This window comes from Lutibacter holmesii (assembly GCF_042679665.1).
GTDB classification, from domain to species: Bacteria; Bacteroidota; Bacteroidia; order Flavobacteriales; family Flavobacteriaceae; genus Lutibacter; species Lutibacter holmesii.
The window spans coordinates 1-25,732 of record NZ_JBHTMV010000002.1; the positions used below are offsets into that span (position 1 = coordinate 1).

A 25,732-nucleotide genomic window follows, 5' to 3' on the forward strand; every position below is an offset into this window, starting at 1 on the left:
TTCGGCAGGGTTGTTTTTTGCTTGTGTCCATAGTTTAACTAAAAGTGTTTAATTTTTAGTCAACCTATTTCAGGAATTTACATATTGTATCTAAGTAATTAACTCTTTAGCATATGAAAATTGAACAAATAATTAGAAATAATAAACAATGGGCAGCTAAAAAGCTAGGAGAAAACCAAAATTATTTCACTCAATTATCAAAAGACCATAAACCTGATATTCTATATATAGGCTGTTCAGATAGCAGAGTTTCTTCTGAAGAATTAATGGGTGCAGAACCTGGAGATGTTTTTGTAATGAGGAATATTGCCAATATGGTATCTAGCCTTGACGTAAGTGCCATGTCAATAATTAATTATGCTGTTACAGTTTTAAAAGTTAAACATATAATTGTTTGTGGCCATTATGAATGTGGCGGTGTAAAAGCCGCAATGCAATCTAAAGATTTAGGTATTTTAAATCCGTGGCTAAGAAATATAAGAGATGTTTTTAGAATGCATAGTACAGAACTAAATGCAATTTCTTGTGAAGATGAAAAATACAAACGTTTGGTTGAATTAAACGTTCGTGAACAATGTATTAATGTTATAAAAACTTCAGATGTTCAACTAGCAATGATGAAAAACACTGTTAAAGTTCACGGTTGGGTTTTTGATATTCATACAGGAAACTTAATTGATTTAAACATAAACTTTAAAGATATTTTAAAGGAAATTCAAAAAATTTACCAATTAGACCATTAAAACTTAAACAGTTAACACCAACTCATCATACGCAATAAATACATTGGTTGGCAATATTTTTTCTACTTCTGCATGGAAACCTAAATGGTGACTAATGTGTGTTAAATATGTTTTCTTAGGCTGCAACTCTTCAATTAACGCTAAAGCTTCTTCTAAATTTAAATGTGAATGATGTGGTTCAAATCGTATGGCATTAATAATTAAAATATCTAAGTTTTTTAATTTTTCTTTTTCTTCTAAAACAATAGTTTTAACATCTGTTAAATAAGCAATGTTGTTAAATTTATAACCTAAAATTTCTAATTTCCCATGCAACACTTTTATTGGTGTCACTTCTAAATTAAATAATTTAAAAGGCTCAGAATCTATTTCATGTTGCACAACACTTGGTGCTCCCGGATATTTATTTTCATCATTAAAAATATAATCAAACTTTTCACTTAAACTTTTCAAGACTCTTTTTTGGGCATAAACAGGTACAGCTCCTAATTGAAAACTAAACGGACGTAAATCATCAATTCCCATAACATGATCAGCATGATCATGTGTAAAAAGTACTCCATTAATTTTTTGAACATTTGCTCTCAACATTTGATACCTAAAATCAGGACCACAATCTACAACATATGTATAATCTTCCCACTCTATTAAAATTGAAACACGTAATCTTTTGTCTCTTTTATCTGTAGACAAACATACCGGATGTGTACTACTAATTACAGGAATACCTTGTGATGTACCAGTTCCTAAAAAAGTTATTTTCATTATTTACAATTAATTTGTACTTACAAATATATTATTAAATAATGTACTTCCTCAAATTAAACATATTTTATAAAAATAATAATTTAGCATTATTATTCCCTCACTTATTGCATTATCCTTATAAAAACCTTTATTTTTCATACATTTTATTAATCTGTGATTTTTATCAACTTTTTTAAAAATTAAAACAATTAGTTTTACATTTGATCTAGAAATTAAAAGTCATTATAATTTCACTCTATTAAACACTACGTTGTATAATGCACTTAAGTTTTTAAGCCAAAATTTTAAAAAACATATATAGAAGATAAATAATTAACTTATGAAAATAGGCATATTAAAAGAAACCCAAAAAAGTGAAAAACGGGTATCAATTTCACCAAATATTACCAAACAACTCATAGAAAAAGGATTTGAATTTATAGTTGAAGAAGACGCCGGAGTTTTGTCTTCTTTTAAAAATTCTGAATATGAAGCTGCAGGTGCAACCATAGCTAAAAGAGATGAAGTTTTTAAAGAATGTGATGTTCTTATTAAAATTAACCCTTTTGACACTGAAGACTTAAAATTAGTAAACAAAGGGCAAATATTAATGAGTCAATTGTATCACAAATCTAACTCAGAGCTTATTGAAGCAATTGCAGCAAAAGGTGCAACAGCATTTTCAATGGATGCTATGCCTAGAATTACCAGAGCACAAGATATGGACGTTTTAAGTTCTCAAAATAACTTAGCCGGATACAAAGCCGTTATTAAAGGAGCTTATGAAATGACTAAAATTTTCCCATTAATGATGACTGCTGCTGGTACAATTACGCCTTCAAGAGTGTTAATCTACGGAATTGGTGTGGCAGGTTTACAAGCAATTGCAACCGCAAAACGTTTAGGTGCTGTTGTTGAAGCTACAGATATTAGAACTGAAACCAAAGAACAAGCCGAATCTTTAGGCGCAAAATTTATTAGTGTTGATAATGAAGGTGAAGAGTCTGAAGGTGGTTATGCTAAAGAAGCTTCAGAAGATTATGCAAGAAGACAAAAAGAAGCTGTAAATACTTCATTATTTAAAGCCGATTTAGTTATTACCACTGCAATGGTACCAGGTAGAAAAGCTCCAGTATTAATTACAGAAGACCAAGTAAACCAAATGAAAAATGGTGCGGTAATTATTGATTTAGCTGCAGCCCAAGGTGGAAACTGCGAGTTGAGCAAAATAAATGAAACTGTAGTGCAAAACGGTGTAAAAGTTATAGGTACTACTATTTCACCTGAAAGTGTTTCTACAAACGCAAGTGATTTATTTGCAAAAAACATGTACAACTTTATAGTTCATCTTACAGAAAACAACACCTTTAAATGGGAATTAGAAGATGAAATTACAGATGGTACTTTAATAGTACATGAAGGAAAAATTAGAAAAAATTAAATAGTTTATATATGAATCAATTTATAGAATTTATAAGTCAAAACCTTGAGCTTTTATATATTTTAATATTAGCAATATTTATTGGTGTTGAACTAATTAAAAATGTTCCAACAGTATTGCATACACCTTTAATGTCGGGTGCAAATGCTTTAAGTGGAGTTGTAATTGTAGGTGCAATTATAGTAATGTTACAAGCTGATCCTGAAGATTATTTAGCTTTAGCCTTAGGTTTTGTAGCCGTAGTTTTAGGAATTATTAATGTTGTTGGTGGATTTGCTGTTACTGACAGAATGTTACAAATGTTTAAAAAGAAAAAATAATGAGTATTTATTTAAGTATCATATATTTAATTGCAACAGTTACATTTATTGTTGGTTTAAAAAATTTAGGACACCCAGCAACTGCTAAAAAAGGAAATTTGATTTCGGCATTAGGAATGGGAATTGCCATAATTGGAACAATTGCTTTAAACGAACATAAAGTTCCAACAATAATTTATGCATTAATTGGTGCTGCAATTGTAGTTGGAGGTATTATTGGTTGGGTAATTGCCATGAAAGTTGAAATGACAAAAATGCCTGAACTAGTTTCGTTATTTAACGGATTTGGTGGTGCAAGTGCATTATTAATTGGTTTGGTTGAATTCAATAAAAATATTGGAGTTCCAGAAGCTGACAAAGCCTCTGTAGCTATAATTTCAACCATTGTTTCTGCAATTATTATAGGAAGTATAACATTTACTGGTAGTTTGGTAGCTTGGGCAAAATTAAATGGATCTATGAAAGATCTACGTTTACCTAAATACAACCTTATAAATAACGCCTTATTTGTAGTCTTGGTTGCATTTGCTTCATACATTGTTGTAATGAATTCAGACAGCTCACTTTTAATTTATGCGTTGTTAGTAGCTTCATTAATTTATGGTTATTTATTTGTAGCTCCAATTGGAGGTGCAGATATGCCTGTTGTTATTTCATTATTAAACTCTTTAACAGGTATTGCCGCAGCAATTACAGGTATTTTATACGGAAATATGGTAATGTTAGTTGGTGGTATTTTAGTAGGATCTGCAGGTTTAATTTTAACTTTTGCTATGTGTAAAGCAATGAATCGTTCACTTGCAAGTGTAATTTTTGGTGCATTTGGAGGATCAGATGCTGCTGCAGGATCAGCGAGTAAAACAGGTGGAACAATTAAAAAAACAACTGCAAGTGATGCTGCTGTATTACTTAACTACTCAAGTAATGTTGTTATTGTTCCTGGTTATGGATTAGCCGTTGCCCAAGCACAACACGTAATTCATGAATTAGAAGAATTACTAACTTCAAAAGGTGTTAGTGTAAAATATGCAATTCATCCTGTTGCGGGACGTATGCCAGGACATATGAATGTTTTATTAGCAGAAAGTAATGTAGAATACGATAAATTGGTAGAAATGGACGACATCAATCCTCAATTCCCTAATACTGATGTTGTATTAGTTGTTGGAGCAAATGATGTAGTTAACCCAGCAGCTCATAATGATCCTGCAAGTCCAATTTACGGAATGCCAATTTTAGATGTTGAAAACGCAAAACATATTATTGTAAACAAACGAAGTATGAATGTAGGATACGCTGGTATTGAAAATGAGCTATTCTTCAATCAAAAAACAAATATGTTATTTGGTGATGCAAAAGACGCACTAACTAAATTAGTAACAGAACTTAAAAATATGTAATAAATTTTTAAGGATTTCATAAAAAGAGGGTAAATACATAATATTTACCCTCTTTCTGTATATAAAAGTTAACAATCATATCAAATTTTAGTAGATTTGTATAACTAAAAAAACTAACAATGGCTCTTAAATTAAAAGGTGATACTGAATTTAGCGATGTGCTTCCTAGCAAAGCAAAGGCTTTAAAAATTAATTTAAACAAACATATTTACGGTACGTTTGCAGAAATTGGAGCCGGACAAGAAACAGTTCGTCATTTTTTTAGAGCAGGTGGTGCTTCAGGAACTATTGCAAAAGCAATGAGTGCTTACGACAAAGAATTTTCAGATGCGGTTTATGGTGTTGAAGATGATGGAAGATACGTAACTGAAGATCGTTTACAAAGAATGTTGAGTTATGAAATTGAATTAACTGAAGACAGACTGAGTAGACATAAGCACCCTGACAAAATGTTCTTTTCATATGCAAACACAGTAACTACTATTGATTTTGCGAGAAAATTTAAAGGTCACGGATGGGTAGGAATCAAATTTCAATTAGATCCTTTAGAAGATTACAATGAAATTATTTTACACATTCGATTTAAAGAAACCGATGCCAAATTACAACAAGAAACCTTAGGTACTTTAGGTGTTAACTTAATTTATGGCGCTTATTATTTAAACGATAAACCAAAAGAACTTTTAAAATCTCTTTTAGACAACCTACACCCTGTGCAATTAGAAATTGATATGATTAATTTCTCTGGACCTAGATTCTCATATGTTGATAACAGATTAATGAGTCTACTTTTAGTTAAAAACGGCATGACAAATGCAGTAATGTTTGGACCTGACGGTAACAACTTATTACCAGCACAACAATTGTACAAAGCAAATATTTTAGCGTTACGTGGTAGTTTTAGACCTGTAACAAAAGTGAATATGGATATGTATAAATTGGCCGAAGAAATGTTTTTGAAAGAAAACAGGGTTGATAAAAAAAATACCAAAATTATATTTGAAATAACACTTACAAATTTAAGTAACGAAGGTAGAATTGATGAACGAGACTTTTTAGACAGAGCAGAATTACTTTGTTCATTAGGTCAAAATGTAATGATTACTAGCTACCAAGAATATTATAAATTGGTTGAATATTTCTCTGAATTTACAAAAGCACGTATTGGTTTAGCAATGGGTGTATACAATTTTGTACAAATATTTGATGAAAAATACTATCGTAATTTAAGTGGTGGAATTTTAGAGGCTTTTGGTAAATTATTCTTTAAAGATTTAAAAGTTTACCTATATCCTTTAAAAGACCAACGCACTGGAGAAATAAAAACTAGTGAAAACTTAAAAGTACATCCACGTATGAAAGAATTGTATAAATTCTTTAAATACAACGGAAAAGTAATTGATATTAAAGATTACGATCCGGATATTTTAGATGTGTTTTCAAGAACTATTCTAGACATGATTTCAAACGGAACACATGGTTGGGAAGAAATGTTACCTAAAGGAATTGCTGATATTATTAAAGAAGAACGCCTTTTTGGGTATTCCAGAAGAAAATTTTCTAAAAAGAGTTAAAAAATCTTTACAGCGCATTAAACCTTTACAACATTTCATTGTCTAACAACAAAATTCTAAATGAGTGATAGACGATAAATTATTAGTGGCGCAACTTAAAAATCCTAAAACGCAAGAACAAGCATTTAGAAATTTAATGTCGTTGTACAAAAAACGATTGTATTGGCATATTCGTAAAATTGTGATTTCTCATGATGATGCAGATGATGTACTTCAAAATACCTTTATCAAAGTTTTTAAAAACATTCATAAATTTAACGAAGAAAGTAAGTTATTTTCTTGGATGTATAGAATTGCAACCAATGAATCTATTACATTTATAAATGCAAAAGCTAAAAAAAAGCACGTTGATATTAGTGAACTTCAAAACCAATTAGTAAATGAATTATCAAATGATATTTATTTTTCTGGAGATGAAATTCAACAAAAACTTCAAAAAGCAATTATAACATTACCTAAAAAGCAACAGTTAGTTTTTAATATGAAGTATTTTGATGAAATGAAATACAGCGATATGTCAGAAATATTAGAAACCTCAGTTGGAGCATTAAAGGCTTCCTATTTTCATGCTGTTAAAAAAATTGAAAAATACTTAACTACAAATTAAACTTTTCACTTAAAATGAAGTCTAATTGATAATAATCATGAACACAACTAAGTTACATACAATTGCACCAACATTAAGTAAGATTTCTAGAAAGTCAGGTTTTTTGATACCCGACACTTATCTTGAAACTGTAGAAAATGATGTTTTAACAAAAGTGAAGACTTCTAGTTTTAACGCTACCTTAAATGAACAAAAATTTGAGACCCCAAAAGAATATTTTAACAACCTTGAAGATATTGTTTTAACAAAACTAAAGGCTGAAGCTATTCAAGAAGAAAATAGCAACAATATTCCCTCAGACTATTTTGACTCTTTAGAAGACACCGTAATCTCTAAATTAACTGCAACCAAAAAAGTTTATACACTTAAAAATATTACAAAATATGTAGCTCCAATTGCTATTGCAGCTTCACTTCTATTCATTTTTATTTTAAATACAAACCAAGAAACTGTTTCTTTTGACTCTTTAGCCATTGCTGAAATTGAAGCATTAATTGACCAAGGAATTGTTGATGCAGATACCGATTTATTAGCAACTGCTTTTTCAGATATTGAATTAGCAACAAATGACGAAAACTCAATTTTTACCAATAACGAAGCATTTGATTATTTATCTGATGAAGATTTAGAATTACTTATGTACGAAAATTAACACCCTTTTTATGAAAAAAACGATATATACTCTTTTATTTTTATTGATAACAATTTCAGTATTTTCACAACATAAAAACCGTGAAAAAATAAAATCATTAAAAACTTCTTTTATTACTGAAGCTTTAAGTTTAACGCCTTCAGAAGCTGAAAAATTTTGGCCTATTTATAATTTATATAATAACAAAATTAAAGATGACAAAATGAAATTAGAGTTTACCCTATTTAGAGATTTAAAAAATAAAGGTGGAATTGATGTTATTTCAAATGAAGAAGCAAATGAACTTATTGCTGAAGCCACACAACTTGAAAAGAACATTTCTGATAATAAAATTAAAATGACTCAAGAATTGTCTAAAGTGCTTCCTCCTAAAAAAATTATAAAATTATATAAGGCTGAAAAAGATTTTAATAGACGTATTTTACAAGAATACGGCAGAAGAAAAAAAATGCAAGGACAATAAAACTTTAAAAATAAACATAAAAAAAAGCTACAAAATGTAGCTTTTTTTTATGAAAATATATTGTTTAAGAGTACATTTTTTCTCTTAACACCTTAATTTTTGGATCATCTAAATACTCATCAAAAGTTGAATATCTATCAATAACACCTTTTGGTGTAATTTCAATAACTCTATTTGCTACTGTTTGAGCAAACTCGTGATCGTGTGTTGTAAAAATTACAGTTCCTTTAAAGTTTGAAAGTGAGTTATTAAATGCTTGAATAGACTCTAAATCTAAGTGATTTGTAGGCTCATCTAACATTAAAACATTGGCTCTCATCATCATCATTCTACTCATCATACATCTTACTTTTTCCCCTCCAGAAAGTACGTTACATTTTTTCAAGGCTTCTTCTCCACTAAAAATCATTTTACCTAAAAATCCTCTTAAGTAAACCTCTTCACGCTCCTCTTCAGTTTTAGCATATTGGCGTAACCAATCAACTAAATTTAATGATGAGTCTTTAAAAAATTCAGCGTTATCTAATGGCAAGTAAGATTGTGTTGTTGTAACTCCCCATTGAAATTTTCCGTTATCAGCATTAGCATTACCGTTTAAAATTTCATAAAACGCTGTTACAGCTCTAGAGTTTCTAGAAATTAATGCAACTTTATCTCCTTTATTTAAATTAAAATGAATATCGTTAAATAAAACCTCTTCTTCAGTAGATTTAGATAAATGTTCTACATTTAAAATTTGGTCTCCTGCTTCTCTATCTCTATCAAAAATTATTGCAGGATATCTTCTACTTGAAGGTCTAATACTTTCAACATCTAATTTTTCAATCATTTTTTTACGACTTGTTGCTTGCTTAGATTTTGCAACGTTTGCTGAAAAACGACGAATAAATTCTTCTAATTCTTTCTTTTTATCTTCTGCTTTTTTATTTTGTTGTGCTCTTTGTCTAGCTGCTAATTGACTTGACTCATACCAAAAAGTATAATTTCCTGAATAGTGATTTATTTTTCCAAAATCAATATCAGAAATATGTGTACAAACAGCATCTAAAAAGTGACGGTCATGTGAAACTACAATAACTGTATTGTCATAATTTGCTAAGAAATTTTCTAAAAAACCAATGGTTTCAAAATCCAAATCATTGGTAGGCTCATCCATAATTAACACATCAGGATTACCAAATAAAGCTTGCGCCAATAACACACGTACTTTAGATTTCCCATCTAACTCACTCATTAATGTATAGTGCAAGTCTTCTTTTATACCTAATGAAGATAATAATGTTGCTGCATCACTCTCGGCATTCCATCCGCCCATTTCTTCAAATTCAACACCAAGCTCACCTACTTTAATACCATCAGCCTCAGAAAAATCTTCCTTAGCATAAATAGCGTCCATTTCATTCTTAATATTATACAACGTTTTGTTTCCTAACATTACAGTATCTAACACTGTATATTTATCAAAAGCATAATGGTTTTGAGATAAAACAGACATACGCTTGCCTTGCTCTAAACTTACACTACCTGATGTAGGCTCTATTTCTCCTGAAATAATTTTTAAAAATGTTGATTTTCCTGAACCGTTGGCTCCTATAATTCCGTAACAGTTACCTATTACAAACTTTGTGTTAACTTCATCAAATAAAACACGTTTACCGAATTGAACAGATAAATTAGATACTGAAAGCATACTTAAATATTATTTTTAATTTTTCGCAAAAGTAGTAAATTCAATTCACTATCAAGCCGTTAAATTGAAGTTAATTTTAAATCTATTATGCAACCCTTTAAGTTATTTAACATCTCATTAACAAGTAAACTATGCAGTTAAATGTATTTTTGTTTTAACCCAAATCAAATGAAGTATTTTATAAGTTTTTTTGTTACAATTTTTATCTTTAGTTGTAAACCAACTGAAGAGAAAAAGGCTACTACATATTTTGGAGGTGAAATTGTAAATCCTAGAACTAAATTTGTTCTTTTTTTAAAAGATGACAAGGTTATAGATACTTTACTTTTAGACCAAGAAAACCAATTTATGGCTAAAATGGATAATTTCACCGAAGGACTGTATACTTTTAAACACGGTTTAGAATTTCAATACATTTATATAGAACCTGCTGATAGCATTTTAGTACGTTTAAACTCTTGGGATTTTGATGAATCACTTGTTTTTAGTGGGAAAGGAGCCCGAAAAAATGAGTTTTTAATCAATCTATTTCTTCAAAATGAAAAAGAAGAAAAAGAAATGTACTCTTATTTTAATTTAGATGAAACACAATTTGAATCAAAATTAAAATCACTAGCGCAAGAACGTGAATTTATTTATCAATCTTTTGCACAAGAAGAATTAGCAATCTCAGAAGGTTTTGAGAACTTAACAAGCATAGCAATACATTACCCTTTATACAGGTTAAAAGAAGTTTACCCATATTACTATAAAAAAGCCCACAAACTTAACCACTTACCTACTGTCTCTAACGAGTTTTATAACTTTAGAGAACATATTGATTTAAACGAAAATAAATATTTATCATTTTATCCTTATCAAAATTATATTGTGAGTCGTTTATATAATTTAGGAAATAAATTAAAAGAAACAGATTCTCTAAAAAATGATTTAACTATCAATGTTTTAAACGCTATTTCTGAAAACATAGCATCAGAAACTATAAAAAATACACTTTTAAAAAGAATTGTAGTAAATGATTTTCTAAAAAGTGAAACTACTTGTACTATTAATAGCGAAAAATTAGCAATATTTTTAAATAATTGCACCAATGAAGAATACCTTAATCAAGTAAATAATTTAGTGAACGATAGCAAATTTGTTCAAAATAAAGAGCAATTACCTAATTTTGAAGTTGTTAATTACAACCAACAAAAGAAACGTATAAAAACTATTATTCGCGATAAAAAAACAGTCATCTATTTTTGGTCTACACAATTTATGTCTTCAGATTATTTGGTATCAAGAATTCAATATTTAGAACAAAAATATCCTAAAATTGAATTTATTGGAATTCAAATGCAGCCAGCATACATCAACGTAAATACAGAACCAAAACTAAAAAATTTAAATAGTAAAAAACAATACAAGTTAACTTCAACTAGCTACGCCAATAATTTTTTAACTAGCCAATATCCTCGAATTATTATTATAAATAATAATGGTGAAGTTATGAATGGTTTTACGTATTTAGACTCCAAAAAATTAGACAAAGAATTAAATAAATTACAAAAAAATTAGTTTTTTGTAGTTTGCCATGAATTTAAGTGTACCTTTGCACGATTTTTAACCGGTTTATAGATGGGCATCTGTAAATCAATAATTTATACAGAATGACAACATTTAAAGACCTAGGGCTTAATGAAAATATCATTAAGGCTCTTACCAACTTGGGTTATGAAAACCCTACAGAAATTCAGGAAAAAGCAATTCCACAAGTATTAGCTTCTAAAGAAGATTTAAAAGCTTTTGCACAAACAGGAACAGGAAAAACAGCCGCTTTTAGTTTACCTATTTTAGAACAAATTGATACAAATAGCACAAATACGCAAGCTATTGTTTTATCTCCAACACGTGAATTAGCGCTACAAATTGCAAAAAACATTGAAGATTTTGCTAAACATGTAAAAGGTTTTAAAGTAGCTGCTGTTTATGGAGGTGCAAATATTGAAGAGCAAATAAGAAAATTAAAAAAAGGTGTACACATTGTTGTAGGAACACCAGGAAGAACTGTTGATTTAATTAACAGAAGACAACTAAAACTATCTAACGTTGAATGGCTTGTATTAGATGAAGCTGATGAAATGTTAAATATGGGCTTCAAAGATGAATTAGATAAAATTTTAGAAGTTACACCAGACACTAAACAAACGCTATTGTTTTCAGCAACTTTCCCTAGAGAAGTAGAAAGTATTGCTAAAAACTATATGACAAATCCTATTGAAATTACTTCTGGTCAAAAAAATAAAGGATCTGATCAAGTATCACATCAATATTATGTGGTTTCAGAAAGAAACAGATACAATGCATTAAAACGTATTGCTGATGTAAACCCTGATATTTATAGTATTATTTTTTGTAGAACTCGTAGAGAAACACAAGAAGTAGCTGATAAACTTATAAAAGATGGATACAATGCTGATTCGCTACACGGAGATTTATCTCAAGCTCAACGTGATAGTGTAATGGGTAAATTTCGTAAAAAACATTTACAAATTTTAGTTGCAACTGATGTAGCTGCAAGAGGTTTAGATGTAAACGATTTAACACACGTAATTAACCATAAATTACCAGATCAAGTAGAATCTTACACTCACCGAAGTGGTAGAACTGGACGTGCTGGTAAAGAAGGTATTTCAATAGCAATTGTAACAGCGCGTGAAAAAGGTAAACTACGCCCTATTGAAAGAATTATAGGAAAACAATTTATTAATACACCTGTACCAACAGGAAAAGAAATTTGTCAAAACCAATTGTTTAAATTAATTGACAAAGTTCATGACATTGAAGTAAACGAAACCGAAATTAATGACTTTTTACCTTCAATTTATGAAAAATTAGAAGGCTTAAATCGTGAAGAATTAATTAAAAGATTTGTTTCTTTAGAATTCAATACTTTTTTAACATATTATGAAAATGCTCCTGATTTGAACGATAGTGATCAAATGAGAAGATCTTCAGATAGAGATAGCCGTGGAAGATCAAGAGATGATGAAAATATGTCGCGTTTCTTTATTAATATTGGTAGAAAAGATAGATTAAACCCTGCAAGACTTATTGGTTTAATTAACGACCAACAAATTGCTAAAAATATTGAAATTGGTCAAATTGAAATTTTAGATACTTTTTCATTTTTTGAATTAGATAAAAACTATCAAGAAGAAACTATTAAATCTTTTCAAGAAGGTGATGTAGAATTTGAAGGACGTAGCGTAAACGTTGAAAAAACAGAAAAAAAACGTTCTGGTCGTAGCGGAGGAAAAAGATTTAGAAGTGATAAAAAAGAAGGAAGTAATAGAAACTCAAGAAGCGGCGGTGGAAGATCTAGAAGTAAAGATCGTAAATCTGGTGGAGATTTAAGTGCCGGTTTTGGAAGAAAAAGAACTGACAAATCTTCAAGAAGAAGAAAAGGATAAAATAAAAAAAGCAGCCAATTGGCTGCTTTTTTTTTATGATTGTTTATAAAGCTAAAACTCCATAATAGTTTTTTTAATAATTGCCACACAGTCTAACAACTGTGCTTTTGTCATTACTAAAGGTGGTGCAAAACGAATAATATTACCATGTGTAGGTTTTGCTAATAAACCATTATCACGTAATTTTAAACAAATATCCCAAGCAGTTGAACTATCTTCAGTATCATTAATTACAATTGCATTTAACAAACCTTTACCACGCACCAATTTCACCAAACTATTGGTTTTAATAAATGCATTCAATTCAGATCTAAAAAGTTGTCCTAATTCCTCAGCATTTTCTGCCAAAGCTTCATTTTTAACAACATCTAAGGCTGCAATTGCAACGGCGCAAGCCAAAGGATTTCCTCCAAACGTTGATCCGTGTTGTCCTGGTTTAATTACATCCATAATTTCATTGCTAGAAAATACTGTAGAAACTGGATACACACCACCACTCATTGCTTTTCCTAAAATTAAAATATCTGGTTGTACATTTTCATGATTAACAGCCAATAATTTACCTGTTCTTGCAACTCCTGTTTGTACTTCATCAGCAATAAATAAAACATTGTATTTTTCGCACAATGCCTTTGCTTTTGTTAAATAACCTTCAGAAGGTACATAAACTCCAGCTTCACCTTGTATTGGTTCTAATAAAAACCCGGCAATATTAGCACTTGACTTTAAAGCATTTTCCAATGCCTGTAAATTATCATATCCAATTTTAATAAAACCGTTGGTAAATGGTCCAAAGTTTTTTCGAGCATCTTCATCATTTGAAAAAGAAATAATAGTTGTAGTACGTCCGTGAAAATTATTTTCACAAACAATTATTTCAGCTTCATTTTCAGGAATTCCCTTTTTCTCATATGCATATTTACGACATAGTTTAATTGCCGTTTCAACAGCTTCTGCACCGGTATTCATTGGTAATACTTTCTCATAACCAAAATATTCGGTTACATATTTTTCATAAACCCCTAAAACATCATTGTAAAAAGCTCGTGATGTTAAAGTTAATTTACCTGCTTGCTCTGTCAACGCTCCAATTATTGAAGGATGACAATGCCCTTGATTTACAGCTGAATAAGCTGATAAAAAATCGTAATAACGTTTTCCTTCAACATCCCATACATACACACCTTCTCCTCTATCTAAAACCACAGGAAGTGGATGATAGTTGTGCGCTCCGTACTTGTTCTCTAAATCAATTGCTTGTTGTGATGATATTTTTTCTGAAACCATCTTAAAAAATTTTAAATTGAAAATTATCAATTCCTCATTTCAGGAGAGAAATCATCCTATTTAAAACGGCAAATTACAAAATATTAAACACAAAAAAAGGAGCTACTAAAAAAAGATAGAAATTTGTTATATAAATTACACAGACCAAAAAATTATTTAATAAATTTGTTGAAACAATTAATAAAAATTATAAAAATGAAAAAATCTGTATTAGTACTTGGATTAATCGCTCTTTTTTTAACTAGCTGTGGAGAAAAAAAGAAAGAAGAAGTTAAAAGCGAAGTTGCACCAAAGGTAGAAGCTGTAAAAGAAGAAGTAAAAGCTGAAGTTGCTGTTGATAATCTTGAATTAGGTAAAAAATTATTTACTGAAAAAACGTGTGCTACTTGTCACCAAGCTGATGCAAAAGTAATTGGACCATCAATAAAAGACATTAATAAAGTATACGCAGATCAAAAAGGAAACATTGTAAAATTCTTAAAAGGAGAAGCTGAAGCAATTGTTGATACTGATCCTGGTCAAGTTGCAATTATGAAAGCAAACCTTGATGGTTTTGTAAAAGATTTATCAGGTGATGAATTAGCTGCAATAGCTGCATATATGAGAAGTGTAAAATAATTTTACATTTTCAAAAAAATCAAAAGCATCTCTTTAAAAGAGGTGCTTTTTTTATGTTAAATAATAGTACATTTGCAACATGGCAAGAAGAAAAAAAACACCAACCATTTTTGAAAACATTGAAGTTATTGATGCAGGTGCAAGAGGTAAAACTGTTGCAAAAGCACCAGACGGACGTGTTATTTTTTTAACAAACACCGTTCCTGGTGATGTTGTAGACATTAGAACTGGTAAAAAAAGGAAAGCGTATTATGAAGGTACAGGTATAAAATTTCATAAATATTCTGATAAAAGAACTGAACCTGTTTGTGAGCATTTTGAAAACTGTGGTGGTTGTAAATGGCAAAATATGGCCTATGAGCATCAACTTGCCTATAAAGAAAATGAAGTAACTAATAATCTTGTTCGTATTGGTCATTTAGAATTACCTGAAGTTACTCCTATTTTAGGTTGTGAAAAACAGTATTTCTATAGAAATAAAATGGAATTTTCTTTTTCAAATAGCCGTTGGTTAACACTTGAAGAAATTAATTCTGATGAAGAAATTGATAACAGAAATGCTTGTGGATTTCACATTTCAGGAATGTGGGATAAAATTTTAGATGTTAAAAAATGTCATTTACAAGAAGACCCTTCAAATGATATTAGAAATTTCATTAAAAACTTTGGAATAGACAATAATTTAGAATTTTACAATCCAAGAGCACAAAGTGGTTTATTACGTACCATTATGCTTAGAATTTCATCAACAGGTGAAATTATGGTAGTCATTCAATTTTTTAAAGAAGATAAAGTAAAACGTGAAGCATTATTAAATGCACTTTCACAAAAATTTCCACAAATAACCTCGTTACAATATGTAATTAACGGAAAAGGAAATGATACTTTATATGATCAAGATATTATTCTATTTAAAGGTAGAGATCATATTTTTGAAGAAATGGAAGGTTTGAAGTTTAAAATAGGACCAAAATCATTTTACCAAACTAATTCTACTCAAGCTTATGAATTGTATAAAATTACGCGTGATTTTGCTAATTTAAGTGGAAATGAAGTTGTGTACGATTTTTACACAGGTACCGGAACTATAGCCCAATTTGTTGCTAAAAAGGCTAAAAAAGTAATTGGTGTTGAAGCTGTTCCTGAAGCTATTGAAGATGCTAAATTAAACGCACAATTTAATAGTATAGAAAACGTTGAGTTTTATGCAGGTGATATGAAAGATGTATTTAACAATGCATTTATTTCAAAACACGGACAGCCTGATGTAATTATTACTGATCCACCACGAGATGGAATGCATAAAAATGTTGTTGCTAAAATTTTAGAAATTTCACCTAAAAGAATTGTGTATGTTAGTTGTAACTCTGCCACACAAGCGCGTGATTTAGCTTTAATGAAAGAACAATATACTATTGTAAAAACGCAAGCTGTAGATATGTTTCCTCAAACGCACCACGTGGAAAATGTAGTACTTTTAGAATTAAAATAAAACAATGAAAAAATCACTTTTATTAATCATTATTAGCTTATTTGCAATTACAAGTTGCGAACAAGATGATATTTGTATTGATGCAACAACTCCGTTTTTATTAATTCGTTTTAATGATTATGAAGATCAAGATGAATACAAAAGTGTAACACTAGATTCTGTTTGGGCTCAAGACCAAGACCTTTACCTTACAAGTTCAACAGTTGACTCTTTATACATTCCGTTAGATTTAAATGAAGATGTTACTTTATATAATTTAGCAGCAAATGCAGTTGTAGATGAAATGAATCTAAATTACAACAGATCAGATATTTTTGTTGGTAGATCTTGCGGTTATAAAACCATATTTGAAGATTTAGAATTAGAAAGTAACACCAATAACTGGATTAAAAATATTGAATTTAATTATACCACTATAGATAATGATACAATTGCAGCGATTACTATTTTTCATTAGCCTATTATTTACTAGTTTTATAGTAAATGCACAACAAGACCAAGAACTTGATACTGTTAAAACTAAACAAGTTTATGGCATTAGATTTGGTGTAGATATTAGTAAACCTATTACTACATTTTTTGAAAATGATTATAAAGGTATTGAAATTGTTGCTGATGCTAGAGTGTACAAAGATTTTTATGCTGCAGTAGAATTTGGATATGATAACAAAACAACCATTGAAGATTATTTAAATTTCACCACAAAAGGTTCTTACGTAAAAATTGGTGCAAATTACAATGCATATGACAACTGGATTGGAATGACAAATGAAATTTTTGTAGGAGTAAGATACGGAATTAGTTTTTTTGAACACAAAGTGAACAGCTATACACCTAATATTTACGGTACTTATTTCACACCTGAAACCAAAGAACCAAACACTGAATTTAATGGAGTAAATGCGCAATGGGCGGAATTTATAGTTGGAATTAAAGTTGAGACTTTAAAAAATTTATATATGGGCTTTAGCCTTAGTTTCAAAGCAATAACTAGCAGTAAAGATCCTGATAATTTTAAAAACTTATATATACCAGGTTTCTACAAAGTTTCTTTAAACAATATGGGATTTGGATTTAATTACACCTTAAGCTACTTAATACCTTACGCACGCAAGTAATTATTTTTTTGTAGCTTTAAAAATTGAATAATTTTTATTTTATGAAAAAAATACCAAGTGTAGATCTATCTGATTTCATTTCAGAAGATCCTAAAAGAAAACAAAAATTTATAAAAGAAATTGGTGAAGCTTATGAAGAAATAGGTTTTGTTGCCTTAAAAGGGCACTTTTTAACCAATGAACTTTCAGAAAATTTATATAAAGAAGTAAAAGCATTTTTTGATTTACCTTCTGAAATAAAAGAATCTTATGAAATTGACGGTATTGGAGGTCAAAGAGGTTTTACTGCGTTTGGAAAAGAAAGTGCAAAAGGAAAAAAAGAAGGCGATTTAAAAGAGTTTTGGCATTTTGGACAAGAAGTAGTTGATAATGATGAATTAAAAGCAACTTATCCTAAAAATGTATTGGTAAATGAAGTTCCTAATTTTAATAAAGTAGGAATGGAAACTTATAAAATGCTTGAAAAAACTGCAATATATGTATTACGTGCTTTAGCATTATATATTGGTTTAGATGAGTTTTATTTTGATAAATACGTAAATAATGGGAATAGCATTTTACGCCCAATTTACTATCCTCCTATTCAAGGTGAACCAAAAGGAGCTGTAAGAGCTGCAGCACACGGAGACATTAATTTAATCACACTATTAATGGGAGCATCAGCTTCAGGTTTAGAAGTTCAAAACAAACAAGGTGAATGGATTGGAGTAACAGCATTGCCTGAACAATTAGTTATAAACGTAGGTGATATGTTAGAGCGATTAACAAATAACAAACTACGATCAACTATTCATCGTGTTGTAAATCCACCAAGAGAAGACTGGGAAAAACCAAGGTATTCAATTCCATTTTTCACACATCCAATTAGTGAAATGTCACTAAATTGTTTACCTGAATGTATTACAGATACGCACCCTAAAGTTTATGACGACATTACAGCTGGCGAATTTTTAAATGAACGTTTAAGAGAATTAGGCTTGCTAAAATGATTTCAAAAAAAGTAATTTCAATATTCACTTTTGGTGTTTTTTTATTAATAGTTGGAGCCATTTCTAAATTTTTCAATTGGGAACAAGCAAATATAATTATGGCAACAGGTTTGCTATTTGAATTATTAGCAATATTACTTTTTATTTGGAATAAAATTAAAAAGTAACTTTAAATTCCTTAATTTAGTACTCCTTTTTTAAAAACAATATGGGTAAAAAAAAATTAAGCAGTCTAGAAGATTTAGGCGGATTTGTATTTTCTACAAATGATGAATTTGAACTAAATACAAATGAGACACAAGAAACTTTAGCACCAAATAAACAATTTTTAGAAGCACATTTTTCAAATAAAGGAAGAGGTGGTAAAACCGTTACTGTAATTACCGGTTTTGTTGGTGAAGAAAACGATTTAAAAGCATTGGGTAAATTATTAAAAACCAAATGTGGTGTTGGTGGAAGTGTGAAAGACTTTGAAATTATAATTCAAGGGAATTATAGAGATAAAATAATGGAAATCCTTAAAAAAGAAGGATATAATATAAAACGCGTTGGCGGATAATATATGAACAAAATAGCACCCTCAGAACTAATTCTGAACCCAGATGGTAGCATATACCATTTAAATTTAAAACCTGAAAATGTTGCCGAAAACATCATTTTTGTTGGCGACCAAAATAGAGTTCCTAAAGTTTCAAAACATTTTGATTCTATTGAATTTGAAACTCAAAAAAGAGAATTTAGAACCATTACAGGAACATATAAAGGAACTAGAATGTCTGTTATTTCAACAGGTATAGGTCCAGATAATATTGATATTGTAATTAATGAATTAGATGCGTTATTTAATATTGATTTAAACACAAAAATTATTAAAGAAAAACATACTCCACTAAATATTGTTAGAATTGGTACTTCTGGCTCTTTACAAGAGAACATTCCTGTTGACAGCTTTGTTTTAGCAAAATTTGGGTTAGGTTTAGATGGAATGCTTCACTCATATGACTGCGAACATATTTTAGAAACTGATTTTGAAAACGCTTTTATAAAACACACCAATTGGAATTCAAGAAAAGCAAGACCATACATTGTAAAAAACAGTGCAACGCTTGAAGAAAAATTAGCTAGCGATAAAGTTTACAAAGGTGTAACAGCTACCGCTGTAGGTTTTTACGGTCCTCAGGGTCGTGTATTACGTTTACCTATTGAAGATCCTAAATTAAATAGTAAAATTGATTGTTTTGAGTATAACGGAGTAAAAATTACCAATTTAGAAATGGAAACTTCAGCTATTTATGGTTTATCAAAATTATTAGGACACCACGCTTGCTCTATGAATGCAATTATTGCAAATAGAGCTAATGGTACATTTAGCGAAAATCCATACAAACCTGTTGAAGAATTAATAATTTACACGTTAAATAAATTAAGTCAATAAAAATATTTTTGTATCTTCAACGTTCAATTATTTAATTCAAATAAAATGAAAAAAGGAATTTTATACATCTTGGCCGTTTTTTTAATTACACTAACTTTTACAAGTTGTAAAGCAAAAAAAGGAGGATGTGGACTTACAAGCGATGCTCAAAAAATTGAACAAATAAATACTGTAAACAAACCAGTTATTGTTGCAAACGTCAAATAACTAACTTTATACTCACTATTAAAATCCACCAATTGGTGGATTTTTTATTAAATTTAAAACTACATACACTCATTCAACAACTCTTATGAATTATTTTAAAACTCTATTATGTGCACTTGTTTTCTTAAATATATTTTTTAATGGAAAAGCACAAACCACCAAAACATTTTTTACTTTAAACCCAACACTTACACCAAATGCTCAAACAATTATTTTTAGCTATGAAGGTGATTTATGGAAGGTTCCTACAAAAGGTGGAAATGCCTATAGAATAACTGCTATGCAAGGTAATGAAACAAACCCTAGTGTTTCTCCTGACGGAAAATGGTTGGCGTTCTCTAGCACTCAATATGGAAATAGTGATGTTTATATAATGCCTTTAAATGGTGGAAATATTCAACAACTTACTTTCCATGAAAGTAATGATATTGTTTCATCATGGAGTTGGGATAATAATACCATTTATTTTTCTTCAACCAGATCTAATAACGTAGCAACATTTAGCATTCAAAAAACTGGAGGAACTCCTACCCGATTATTTAATCAATTTTTTAATACCGTTCACAACCTTGTTGAAAACCCAAAAACGGATGAATTGTATTTTAATGAATCTTGGGAAAGTAATTTATTTGCACACAGAAAACGCTACAAAGGAGCCTACAATCCAGATATTAAATCGTACAATTTAAAATCACAGGAATTCAAAAAGCACACAAATTATAAAGGAAAAGATTTTGGTGCCACATTTGATAAAAATGGATCCATTTATTTCAAATCTGATGAAGCCAATGGTGAATATAATTTATACACCTTAAAAAATGGCGTAAAAAAACAACTTACTAGCTTTAATTCTTCAATTATGTGGCCAAAAGTAAGTGCTAATGGTGAAAAAGTTGTCTTCAGAAATAATTATCAAATTCAAGTTTACGATGTGGCAAGTGGAACAACATCTACTCCATCCATTCATATTTTTACAAATAATACATTAGAAAAAAATCAAATGTATAACGTAAAAGATGAAATTACTTATTTTGATGTTTCTCCTGATGAGAAAAAAATAGCGTTTGTTTCAAGAGGTAAACTATTTGTATCTGATATTAAAGGAAAATTCATTAAAGAATTAACTACATTAAAAGAGGAAGCTGTAAAAGAGGTTAAATGGTTAAAAAACAATAAAACATTACTGTTTTCGCAATCTACCAAAGGATATTACAATTGGTTTACAATTGATGCTGAAGGTTTTTCTAATGGAAAACAGTTAACAAAAAACACTAAGAATAATCGACAAATTTCACTGAATAGTGAACGTACCAAAGCTGTTTATTTAAGCGGAAGAAATGAAGTTTGCATTATGGATTTAACTAATTTTAAATCTAACGTAATTGTTGATGATGAACTTTGGGGATTTTACAATTCAACACCAACCTTTTCACCAGACGATAACTACATTGTTTACAATACTAAGGTTGATTTTGAAAATGAAATTTTTGTTTACAACCTAAAAACAAAGAAAACTACAAACTTAACAAATACAAAGGTTTCAGAATCTTCTCCTGTTTGGGCTCCTGATGGGAAATATTTATATTTTGCTTCAGACAGATTACAACCTGGTTTCCCTTATGGGACAAAAGATGGTAAAATTTATCAAATGGCATTAGATAAATATAATACTCCTTTTAAAGCTGAAAAATATGACGAATTATTTAAAAATGAGGATAAAAAAGAAGGAGACAAAGACAAAAATACAGAAGATACTTCTAAAAAGGAAAAACCTGTTGTTCACATAAACGCAACAGACATTATGGAACGTTTGAAATCTGTTAGTCCAAGATTTGGAGAACAAGAAAACCCAAGTGTTCTTAAAAAAGATGACAAAACTTTTGTAATGTATATTTCAAATCATAGTGAAGGAAAACCACAATTATGGAAAACCACTTTAACTCCGTTTGAAAAAAATAAAACTGAAAAAGTAAGCGATAAAAGAATTAGAGATTACCAATTAGTTACTTCAAAAAAAGGAAATTACCTACTTATTAATGGAACAATAAATACACTAGACATTGACAAAAATAAGTTAACAGCTATTGAAATTGATTACCAATTTAACAAATCACTTTCTAAAGAGTTTACCCAAATGTATTACGAAGCTTGGGCGGGTATTGAAGAGAGCTTTTATAATGAAAACTTCCACGGACAAGATTGGGGTAAATTAAGAGATCAATATGCCACTTACTTACCTTTTGTAACAAGTAGAGCCAATTTACGATTAATTTTTAATGATATGCTTGGTGAATTAAATACTTCTCACTTTGGTTTTACTTCAAACGGTGACGAAGAAAAAGTTTATCACGGAACAAAAACATTGGCAACAGGAATTATTTTTAACAATGAAAATCCGTTTATTGTAGAACGAATTGTAAAACAAGGACCTGCTGATTATTCAAACATAGACATTCAAAAAGGTGATAAATTAATTGCAATAAATGGATCTATTATTAATCCGTCTGAAAATAGAGAAAAATTACTTTCTTCTCCTGAACTTTCAAGTGAAATAATGCTAACTTTCAGAAGAAACAATAGTAATTTCAATGTAAATCTACATCCTGCTTCAAGCAAAAAAGTAAAAGATTTAATTTATGATGAATGGCAAGATAATAATCAGCAATATGTAGATACAAAATCTGATAATAAAATTGCTTATGTACATATGAAAAATATGTCTAATGCTGAGTTAGTGAAATTTAAGCAAGATTTAATGGGAAAAGAAGCCTATAAAAATGGGCTAATTTTAGATTTACGATACAACCGAGGTGGAAATGTACACGATCCTGTAATTCAATTTTTAAGTCAGAAAAAATATTTACATTGGAAATATAGAGAAGGAAAAATTTCTGGACAACCAAACTTTGATTATGGAAGCAGACCTATTGTTTTACTAATTAATGAACAGTCATTATCTGATGCAGAAATGACAGCTGCTGCTTTTAAGGAATTAGGACTAGGAACTATTGTTGGTACAGAAACGTACCGCTGGATTATTTTTACAACTGGTAGAAATTTAGTTGATGGTTCATATTACAGGTTACCTGCTTGGGGCTGTTATACGTTGGATGGGAAAAACTTAGAAACTGAAGGTGTTTCTCCTGATGTTTTTGTAGAAAAAAACTTTAAGGATAGATTAGATGGAAATAATCCACAATTAGATAAAGCTATTGAAATTATTTTAAAGGAATTATAAAATACATCTACTCATAAAAAAGCCTGTATTCATAATTGAATACAGGCTTTTTTATTCTTTTTAAGGTGTTTTTAAGTATGAGAAGTTAACACTTTATAAAGTATTACTTTTGAAGATTGCGTATAATCTTTATTCCATTTAAAGTAGTTTCCTGTTTTAAAATAATTATCGTGTACATAACCATTTCCAACATAATCAAAAACAAAAGTATAATCTGTATCTAAATTTTTAGCTTCACACACTAAACCATAATATAGTTTACCATCTTCAATCTTTATTTTTATAGTAAACACTTCATTGTCAACCTTACCAATGGTTATTTTCTCATCAAATTTACTTGTCCAATCTTCTCCTGCACTTGGTTTCACATAATATTCTATAACAATATCACCATTTTTCCATTGCACTTTTACAGTTGCCGGAGAACCATTTACACCATCTGTTTCAATTCCATGAATTTGAGCCACGTAAGTTTGACCACTACCTTCACAATATTCAACTGCAGCAGTTGACTCTAAAATATGTGTTCCAGTAGACATAGACCAATTATCAGAAGTAGTTTGATTTCCTTGCCAATACTCACGTAATTCAGTTCTACAATATTTTCCTTCATCTAAACCGTACGGACCACCAGAAGTTGTAAAACCAGTAAATTTTGTATACATAGAATAACTTCCATCATCATTTTTATAAAAATAGTTGGATTGTGTACTTGTTAAGGCATCTGCTTCAATAGCTTCATAATAAATAGAAGTTGCTTTACCATTTCCTCTATCTATAGGAACTGATAAATACCAATTTTTCCACACAATTGTAGACTCTTCAACAACAGGCGGTAAAATTTCATCAACCACTTCAGTCTCTTCTTCTACTATAACAACCTCTTCTACTTCCTCACTTGATGAACTGCAAGAAACAAAGCTAAAAATTATAGCAATTACTAAAACAGCACTATTTTTTAATAAAAATTTCTTCATACTTAATTCTTAATTTAACGCAAAATTAAGCAATTAAAAATTGATAATTGCGTAAATAATAATGCTCTACGTTAATTAAATTCATAAAAAAACTGCTCAGCCTTATGAGGAGCTGAGCAGTAACAATCAAACTATACTTTATTTATGAAAAACTTGTAAAATTAATTACACAACAAATATAGAGCAGATTATCATGCCAATACACGACATCACTTGTCCAATAAATTTTAATTATATATTAAAAACACTAATTACAAAAGCCTTAACAACAAATTAGGATATCTATTCTTTTAAATCTAATGAAAGTATGTATCTTTGCTACGTTTAAAAATAAGAACATGGAAAACGGATTATACGCAAAATTTAACACCTCTAAAGGTGTGATACTAGTAAATTTAGAATTAGAAAAAACACCTGGAACCGTAGGTAACTTTGTTGCTTTAGCTGAAGGGAATTTAGAAAACAAATCAAAACCTCAAGGAACTCCTTATTATGATGGGTTAAAATTTCATAGAGTAATTGCTGATTTTATGATTCAAGGTGGTTGTCCGCAAGGAACAGGAACAGGATCTCCTGGTTATAGTTTTGATGATGAATTTCATCCTGAATTAAAACATGATGCTCCGGGAATATTATCTATGGCAAATTCTGGTCCAGCTTCAAACGGATCACAATTTTTTATTACACATGTAGCAACTCCTTGGTTAGATAATAAACATACTGTTTTTGGAAAAGTTGTTGAAGGTCAAGATATTGTTGATGCTATTGCACAAGGTGACACTATAGATGCTCTTGAAATTGTAAGAGTTGGTGAAGCTGCTGAAAACTTTAATGCTATTGAAGCATTTAGAGTGTTTGAAGGTGCTAGAGCTAAAAGAGAAGAAGCTGCTAAATTAGCTGCGAAAGAAGCAATGGATAAAATTGCTGCAGGATACGATGAAACACCTAGCGGATTGCGTTACAAAATTTTACAAGAAGGTTCAGGAAAACAAGCTACAAAAGGAAGTGGAGTTTCTGTACATTACAAAGGTCAATTAACAGATGGTTCTGTTTTTGATTCATCATACCAACGTAAACAACCAATTGATTTTACTATTGGTGTAGGTCAAGTAATTCCTGGTTGGGATGAAGGTATTCAATTATTAAAAGTTGGAGACAAAGCTCGTTTTGTAATTCCTTCAAACTTAGCTTACGGAAGCCAAGGTGCTGGTGGTGTTATTCCTCCAAATGCAACCTTAATTTTTGATGTTGAGTTAATGGATGTGAAATAAACTTCAAT

Annotated in this window: 25 protein-coding genes; 21 read left to right on the top strand and 4 right to left on the bottom strand. The window is 29.8% G+C overall.

Annotated features, from left to right (window positions below; all coding sequences use genetic code 11):
• Nucleotides 1-113: 113 nt before the first annotated feature.
• The gene (locus ACFQ5N_RS01150; RefSeq protein ID WP_386807016.1) at nt 114-743 is read left to right on the top strand and encodes a carbonic anhydrase; all 630 of its coding nucleotides are present in this window, start codon (nt 114-116) and stop codon (nt 741-743) included.
• Between the two features lie 3 nt (nt 744-746).
• Here ACFQ5N_RS01150 and ACFQ5N_RS01155 read toward each other — a convergent pair whose 3' ends face one another.
• A complete protein-coding gene (locus ACFQ5N_RS01155; protein ID WP_386807017.1) occupies nt 747-1,508 on the bottom strand; it encodes an MBL fold metallo-hydrolase in 762 nt (253 codons plus the stop codon).
• A 322-nt stretch (nt 1,509-1,830) separates the two neighbouring features.
• On the opposite strand from ACFQ5N_RS01155, the gene ACFQ5N_RS01160 reads away from it, so the two are divergent.
• The 7 genes from ACFQ5N_RS01160 to ACFQ5N_RS01190 all read left to right on the top strand — a co-directional run bounded on the left by ACFQ5N_RS01160 (nt 1,831) and on the right by ACFQ5N_RS01190 (nt 7,947).
• A complete protein-coding gene (locus ACFQ5N_RS01160; protein WP_386807018.1) occupies nt 1,831-2,931 on the top strand; it encodes a Re/Si-specific NAD(P)(+) transhydrogenase subunit alpha in 1,101 nt (366 codons plus the stop codon).
• 11 nt (nt 2,932-2,942) lie between these two features.
• Nucleotides 2,943-3,251, top strand: coding sequence for an NAD(P) transhydrogenase subunit alpha (locus ACFQ5N_RS01165; RefSeq protein WP_386807020.1), 309 nt, complete (start codon nt 2,943-2,945; stop codon nt 3,249-3,251).
• Nucleotides 3,251-4,651: an NAD(P)(+) transhydrogenase (Re/Si-specific) subunit beta gene (locus tag ACFQ5N_RS01170; protein ID WP_386807022.1), complete on the top strand. Its 1,401-nt coding sequence runs from the start codon at nt 3,251-3,253 to the stop codon at nt 4,649-4,651. The genes ACFQ5N_RS01165 and ACFQ5N_RS01170 overlap by 1 nt, the downstream gene beginning before the upstream one ends.
• Before the next feature lie 119 nt (nt 4,652-4,770).
• Nucleotides 4,771-6,225 (top strand): TonB-dependent receptor, encoded by a 1,455-nt coding sequence (locus ACFQ5N_RS01175; RefSeq protein WP_386807024.1) that lies wholly within the window; start codon nt 4,771-4,773, stop codon nt 6,223-6,225.
• A 64-nt stretch (nt 6,226-6,289) separates the two neighbouring features.
• Nucleotides 6,290-6,832 carry an RNA polymerase sigma factor gene (locus ACFQ5N_RS01180; RefSeq protein ID WP_386807026.1) on the top strand — a complete coding sequence of 181 codons (543 nt, stop codon included), beginning with the start codon at nt 6,290-6,292 and terminating at the stop codon, nt 6,830-6,832.
• Between the two features lie 37 nt (nt 6,833-6,869).
• Nucleotides 6,870-7,484, top strand: coding sequence for a hypothetical protein (locus tag ACFQ5N_RS01185; protein ID WP_386807027.1), 615 nt, complete (start codon nt 6,870-6,872; stop codon nt 7,482-7,484).
• A gap of 10 nt (nt 7,485-7,494) precedes the next feature.
• A complete protein-coding gene (locus tag ACFQ5N_RS01190) occupies nt 7,495-7,947 on the top strand; it encodes a sensor of ECF-type sigma factor (protein WP_386807029.1) in 453 nt (150 codons plus the stop codon).
• 64 nt (nt 7,948-8,011) lie between these two features.
• On the opposite strand, the gene ACFQ5N_RS01195 is transcribed toward ACFQ5N_RS01190, so the two are convergent.
• The gene (locus tag ACFQ5N_RS01195; protein WP_386807031.1) at nt 8,012-9,637 is read right to left on the bottom strand and encodes an ABC-F family ATP-binding cassette domain-containing protein; all 1,626 of its coding nucleotides are present in this window, start codon (nt 9,635-9,637) and stop codon (nt 8,012-8,014) included.
• A gap of 168 nt (nt 9,638-9,805) precedes the next feature.
• Between ACFQ5N_RS01195 and ACFQ5N_RS01200 the strand changes: the two genes are divergently transcribed.
• Entirely contained in the window at nt 9,806-11,197 is a 1,392-nt protein-coding gene (locus ACFQ5N_RS01200; protein ID WP_386807033.1) for a TlpA family protein disulfide reductase, read from the top strand.
• Between the two features lie 92 nt (nt 11,198-11,289).
• Nucleotides 11,290-13,092 carry a DEAD/DEAH box helicase gene (locus ACFQ5N_RS01205; RefSeq protein ID WP_386807035.1) on the top strand — a complete coding sequence of 601 codons (1,803 nt, stop codon included), beginning with the start codon at nt 11,290-11,292 and terminating at the stop codon, nt 13,090-13,092.
• Between the two features lie 51 nt (nt 13,093-13,143).
• On the opposite strand, the gene rocD is transcribed toward ACFQ5N_RS01205, so the two are convergent.
• Nucleotides 13,144-14,379 carry an ornithine--oxo-acid transaminase gene (gene rocD, locus ACFQ5N_RS01210; RefSeq protein WP_386807037.1) on the bottom strand — a complete coding sequence of 412 codons (1,236 nt, stop codon included), beginning with the start codon at nt 14,377-14,379 and terminating at the stop codon, nt 13,144-13,146.
• A gap of 195 nt (nt 14,380-14,574) precedes the next feature.
• Here rocD and ACFQ5N_RS01215 point away from each other — a divergent pair, with 195 nt between their 5' ends.
• The 10 genes from ACFQ5N_RS01215 to ACFQ5N_RS01260 all read left to right on the top strand — a co-directional run bounded on the left by ACFQ5N_RS01215 (nt 14,575) and on the right by ACFQ5N_RS01260 (nt 23,476).
• Nucleotides 14,575-14,997, top strand: a complete 423-nt coding sequence (locus tag ACFQ5N_RS01215; RefSeq protein ID WP_386807039.1) for a c-type cytochrome — start codon at nt 14,575-14,577, stop codon at nt 14,995-14,997.
• 79 nt (nt 14,998-15,076) lie between these two features.
• The gene (gene rlmD, locus ACFQ5N_RS01220; protein ID WP_386807041.1) at nt 15,077-16,489 is read left to right on the top strand and encodes a 23S rRNA (uracil(1939)-C(5))-methyltransferase RlmD; all 1,413 of its coding nucleotides are present in this window, start codon (nt 15,077-15,079) and stop codon (nt 16,487-16,489) included.
• 4 nt (nt 16,490-16,493) lie between these two features.
• The gene (locus ACFQ5N_RS01225) at nt 16,494-16,946 is read left to right on the top strand and encodes a DUF6452 family protein (RefSeq protein ID WP_386807043.1); all 453 of its coding nucleotides are present in this window, start codon (nt 16,494-16,496) and stop codon (nt 16,944-16,946) included.
• Nucleotides 16,912-17,607, top strand: a complete 696-nt coding sequence (locus ACFQ5N_RS01230) for a DUF6048 family protein (protein ID WP_386807045.1) — start codon at nt 16,912-16,914, stop codon at nt 17,605-17,607. The genes ACFQ5N_RS01225 and ACFQ5N_RS01230 overlap by 35 nt, the downstream gene beginning before the upstream one ends.
• A 41-nt stretch (nt 17,608-17,648) precedes the next feature.
• A complete protein-coding gene (locus ACFQ5N_RS01235; RefSeq protein WP_386807047.1) occupies nt 17,649-18,596 on the top strand; it encodes an isopenicillin N synthase family dioxygenase in 948 nt (315 codons plus the stop codon).
• Entirely contained in the window at nt 18,593-18,763 is a 171-nt protein-coding gene (locus ACFQ5N_RS01240) for a gliding motility protein GldL (protein ID WP_386807049.1), read from the top strand. The genes ACFQ5N_RS01235 and ACFQ5N_RS01240 overlap by 4 nt, the downstream gene beginning before the upstream one ends.
• 41 nt (nt 18,764-18,804) lie before the next feature.
• The gene (locus ACFQ5N_RS01245; RefSeq protein ID WP_386807051.1) at nt 18,805-19,155 is read left to right on the top strand and encodes a translation initiation factor; all 351 of its coding nucleotides are present in this window, start codon (nt 18,805-18,807) and stop codon (nt 19,153-19,155) included.
• A 3-nt stretch (nt 19,156-19,158) separates the two neighbouring features.
• Nucleotides 19,159-20,031, top strand: coding sequence for a nucleoside phosphorylase (locus ACFQ5N_RS01250; protein ID WP_386807052.1), 873 nt, complete (start codon nt 19,159-19,161; stop codon nt 20,029-20,031).
• Between the two features lie 45 nt (nt 20,032-20,076).
• Nucleotides 20,077-20,238 (top strand): hypothetical protein, encoded by a 162-nt coding sequence (locus tag ACFQ5N_RS01255; RefSeq protein ID WP_386807054.1) that lies wholly within the window; start codon nt 20,077-20,079, stop codon nt 20,236-20,238.
• A gap of 85 nt (nt 20,239-20,323) precedes the next feature.
• Nucleotides 20,324-23,476 carry a S41 family peptidase gene (locus ACFQ5N_RS01260; RefSeq protein ID WP_386807056.1) on the top strand — a complete coding sequence of 1,051 codons (3,153 nt, stop codon included), beginning with the start codon at nt 20,324-20,326 and terminating at the stop codon, nt 23,474-23,476.
• A gap of 71 nt (nt 23,477-23,547) precedes the next feature.
• Here ACFQ5N_RS01260 and ACFQ5N_RS01265 read toward each other — a convergent pair whose 3' ends face one another.
• Nucleotides 23,548-24,453: a polysaccharide lyase family 7 protein gene (locus ACFQ5N_RS01265; RefSeq protein ID WP_386807058.1), complete on the bottom strand. Its 906-nt coding sequence runs from the start codon at nt 24,451-24,453 to the stop codon at nt 23,548-23,550.
• Nucleotides 24,454-24,791: 338 nt separating this feature from the next.
• On the opposite strand from ACFQ5N_RS01265, the gene ACFQ5N_RS01270 reads away from it, so the two are divergent.
• The gene (locus ACFQ5N_RS01270; RefSeq protein WP_386807060.1) at nt 24,792-25,724 is read left to right on the top strand and encodes a peptidylprolyl isomerase; all 933 of its coding nucleotides are present in this window, start codon (nt 24,792-24,794) and stop codon (nt 25,722-25,724) included.
• Nucleotides 25,725-25,732: the final 8 nt, after the last annotated feature.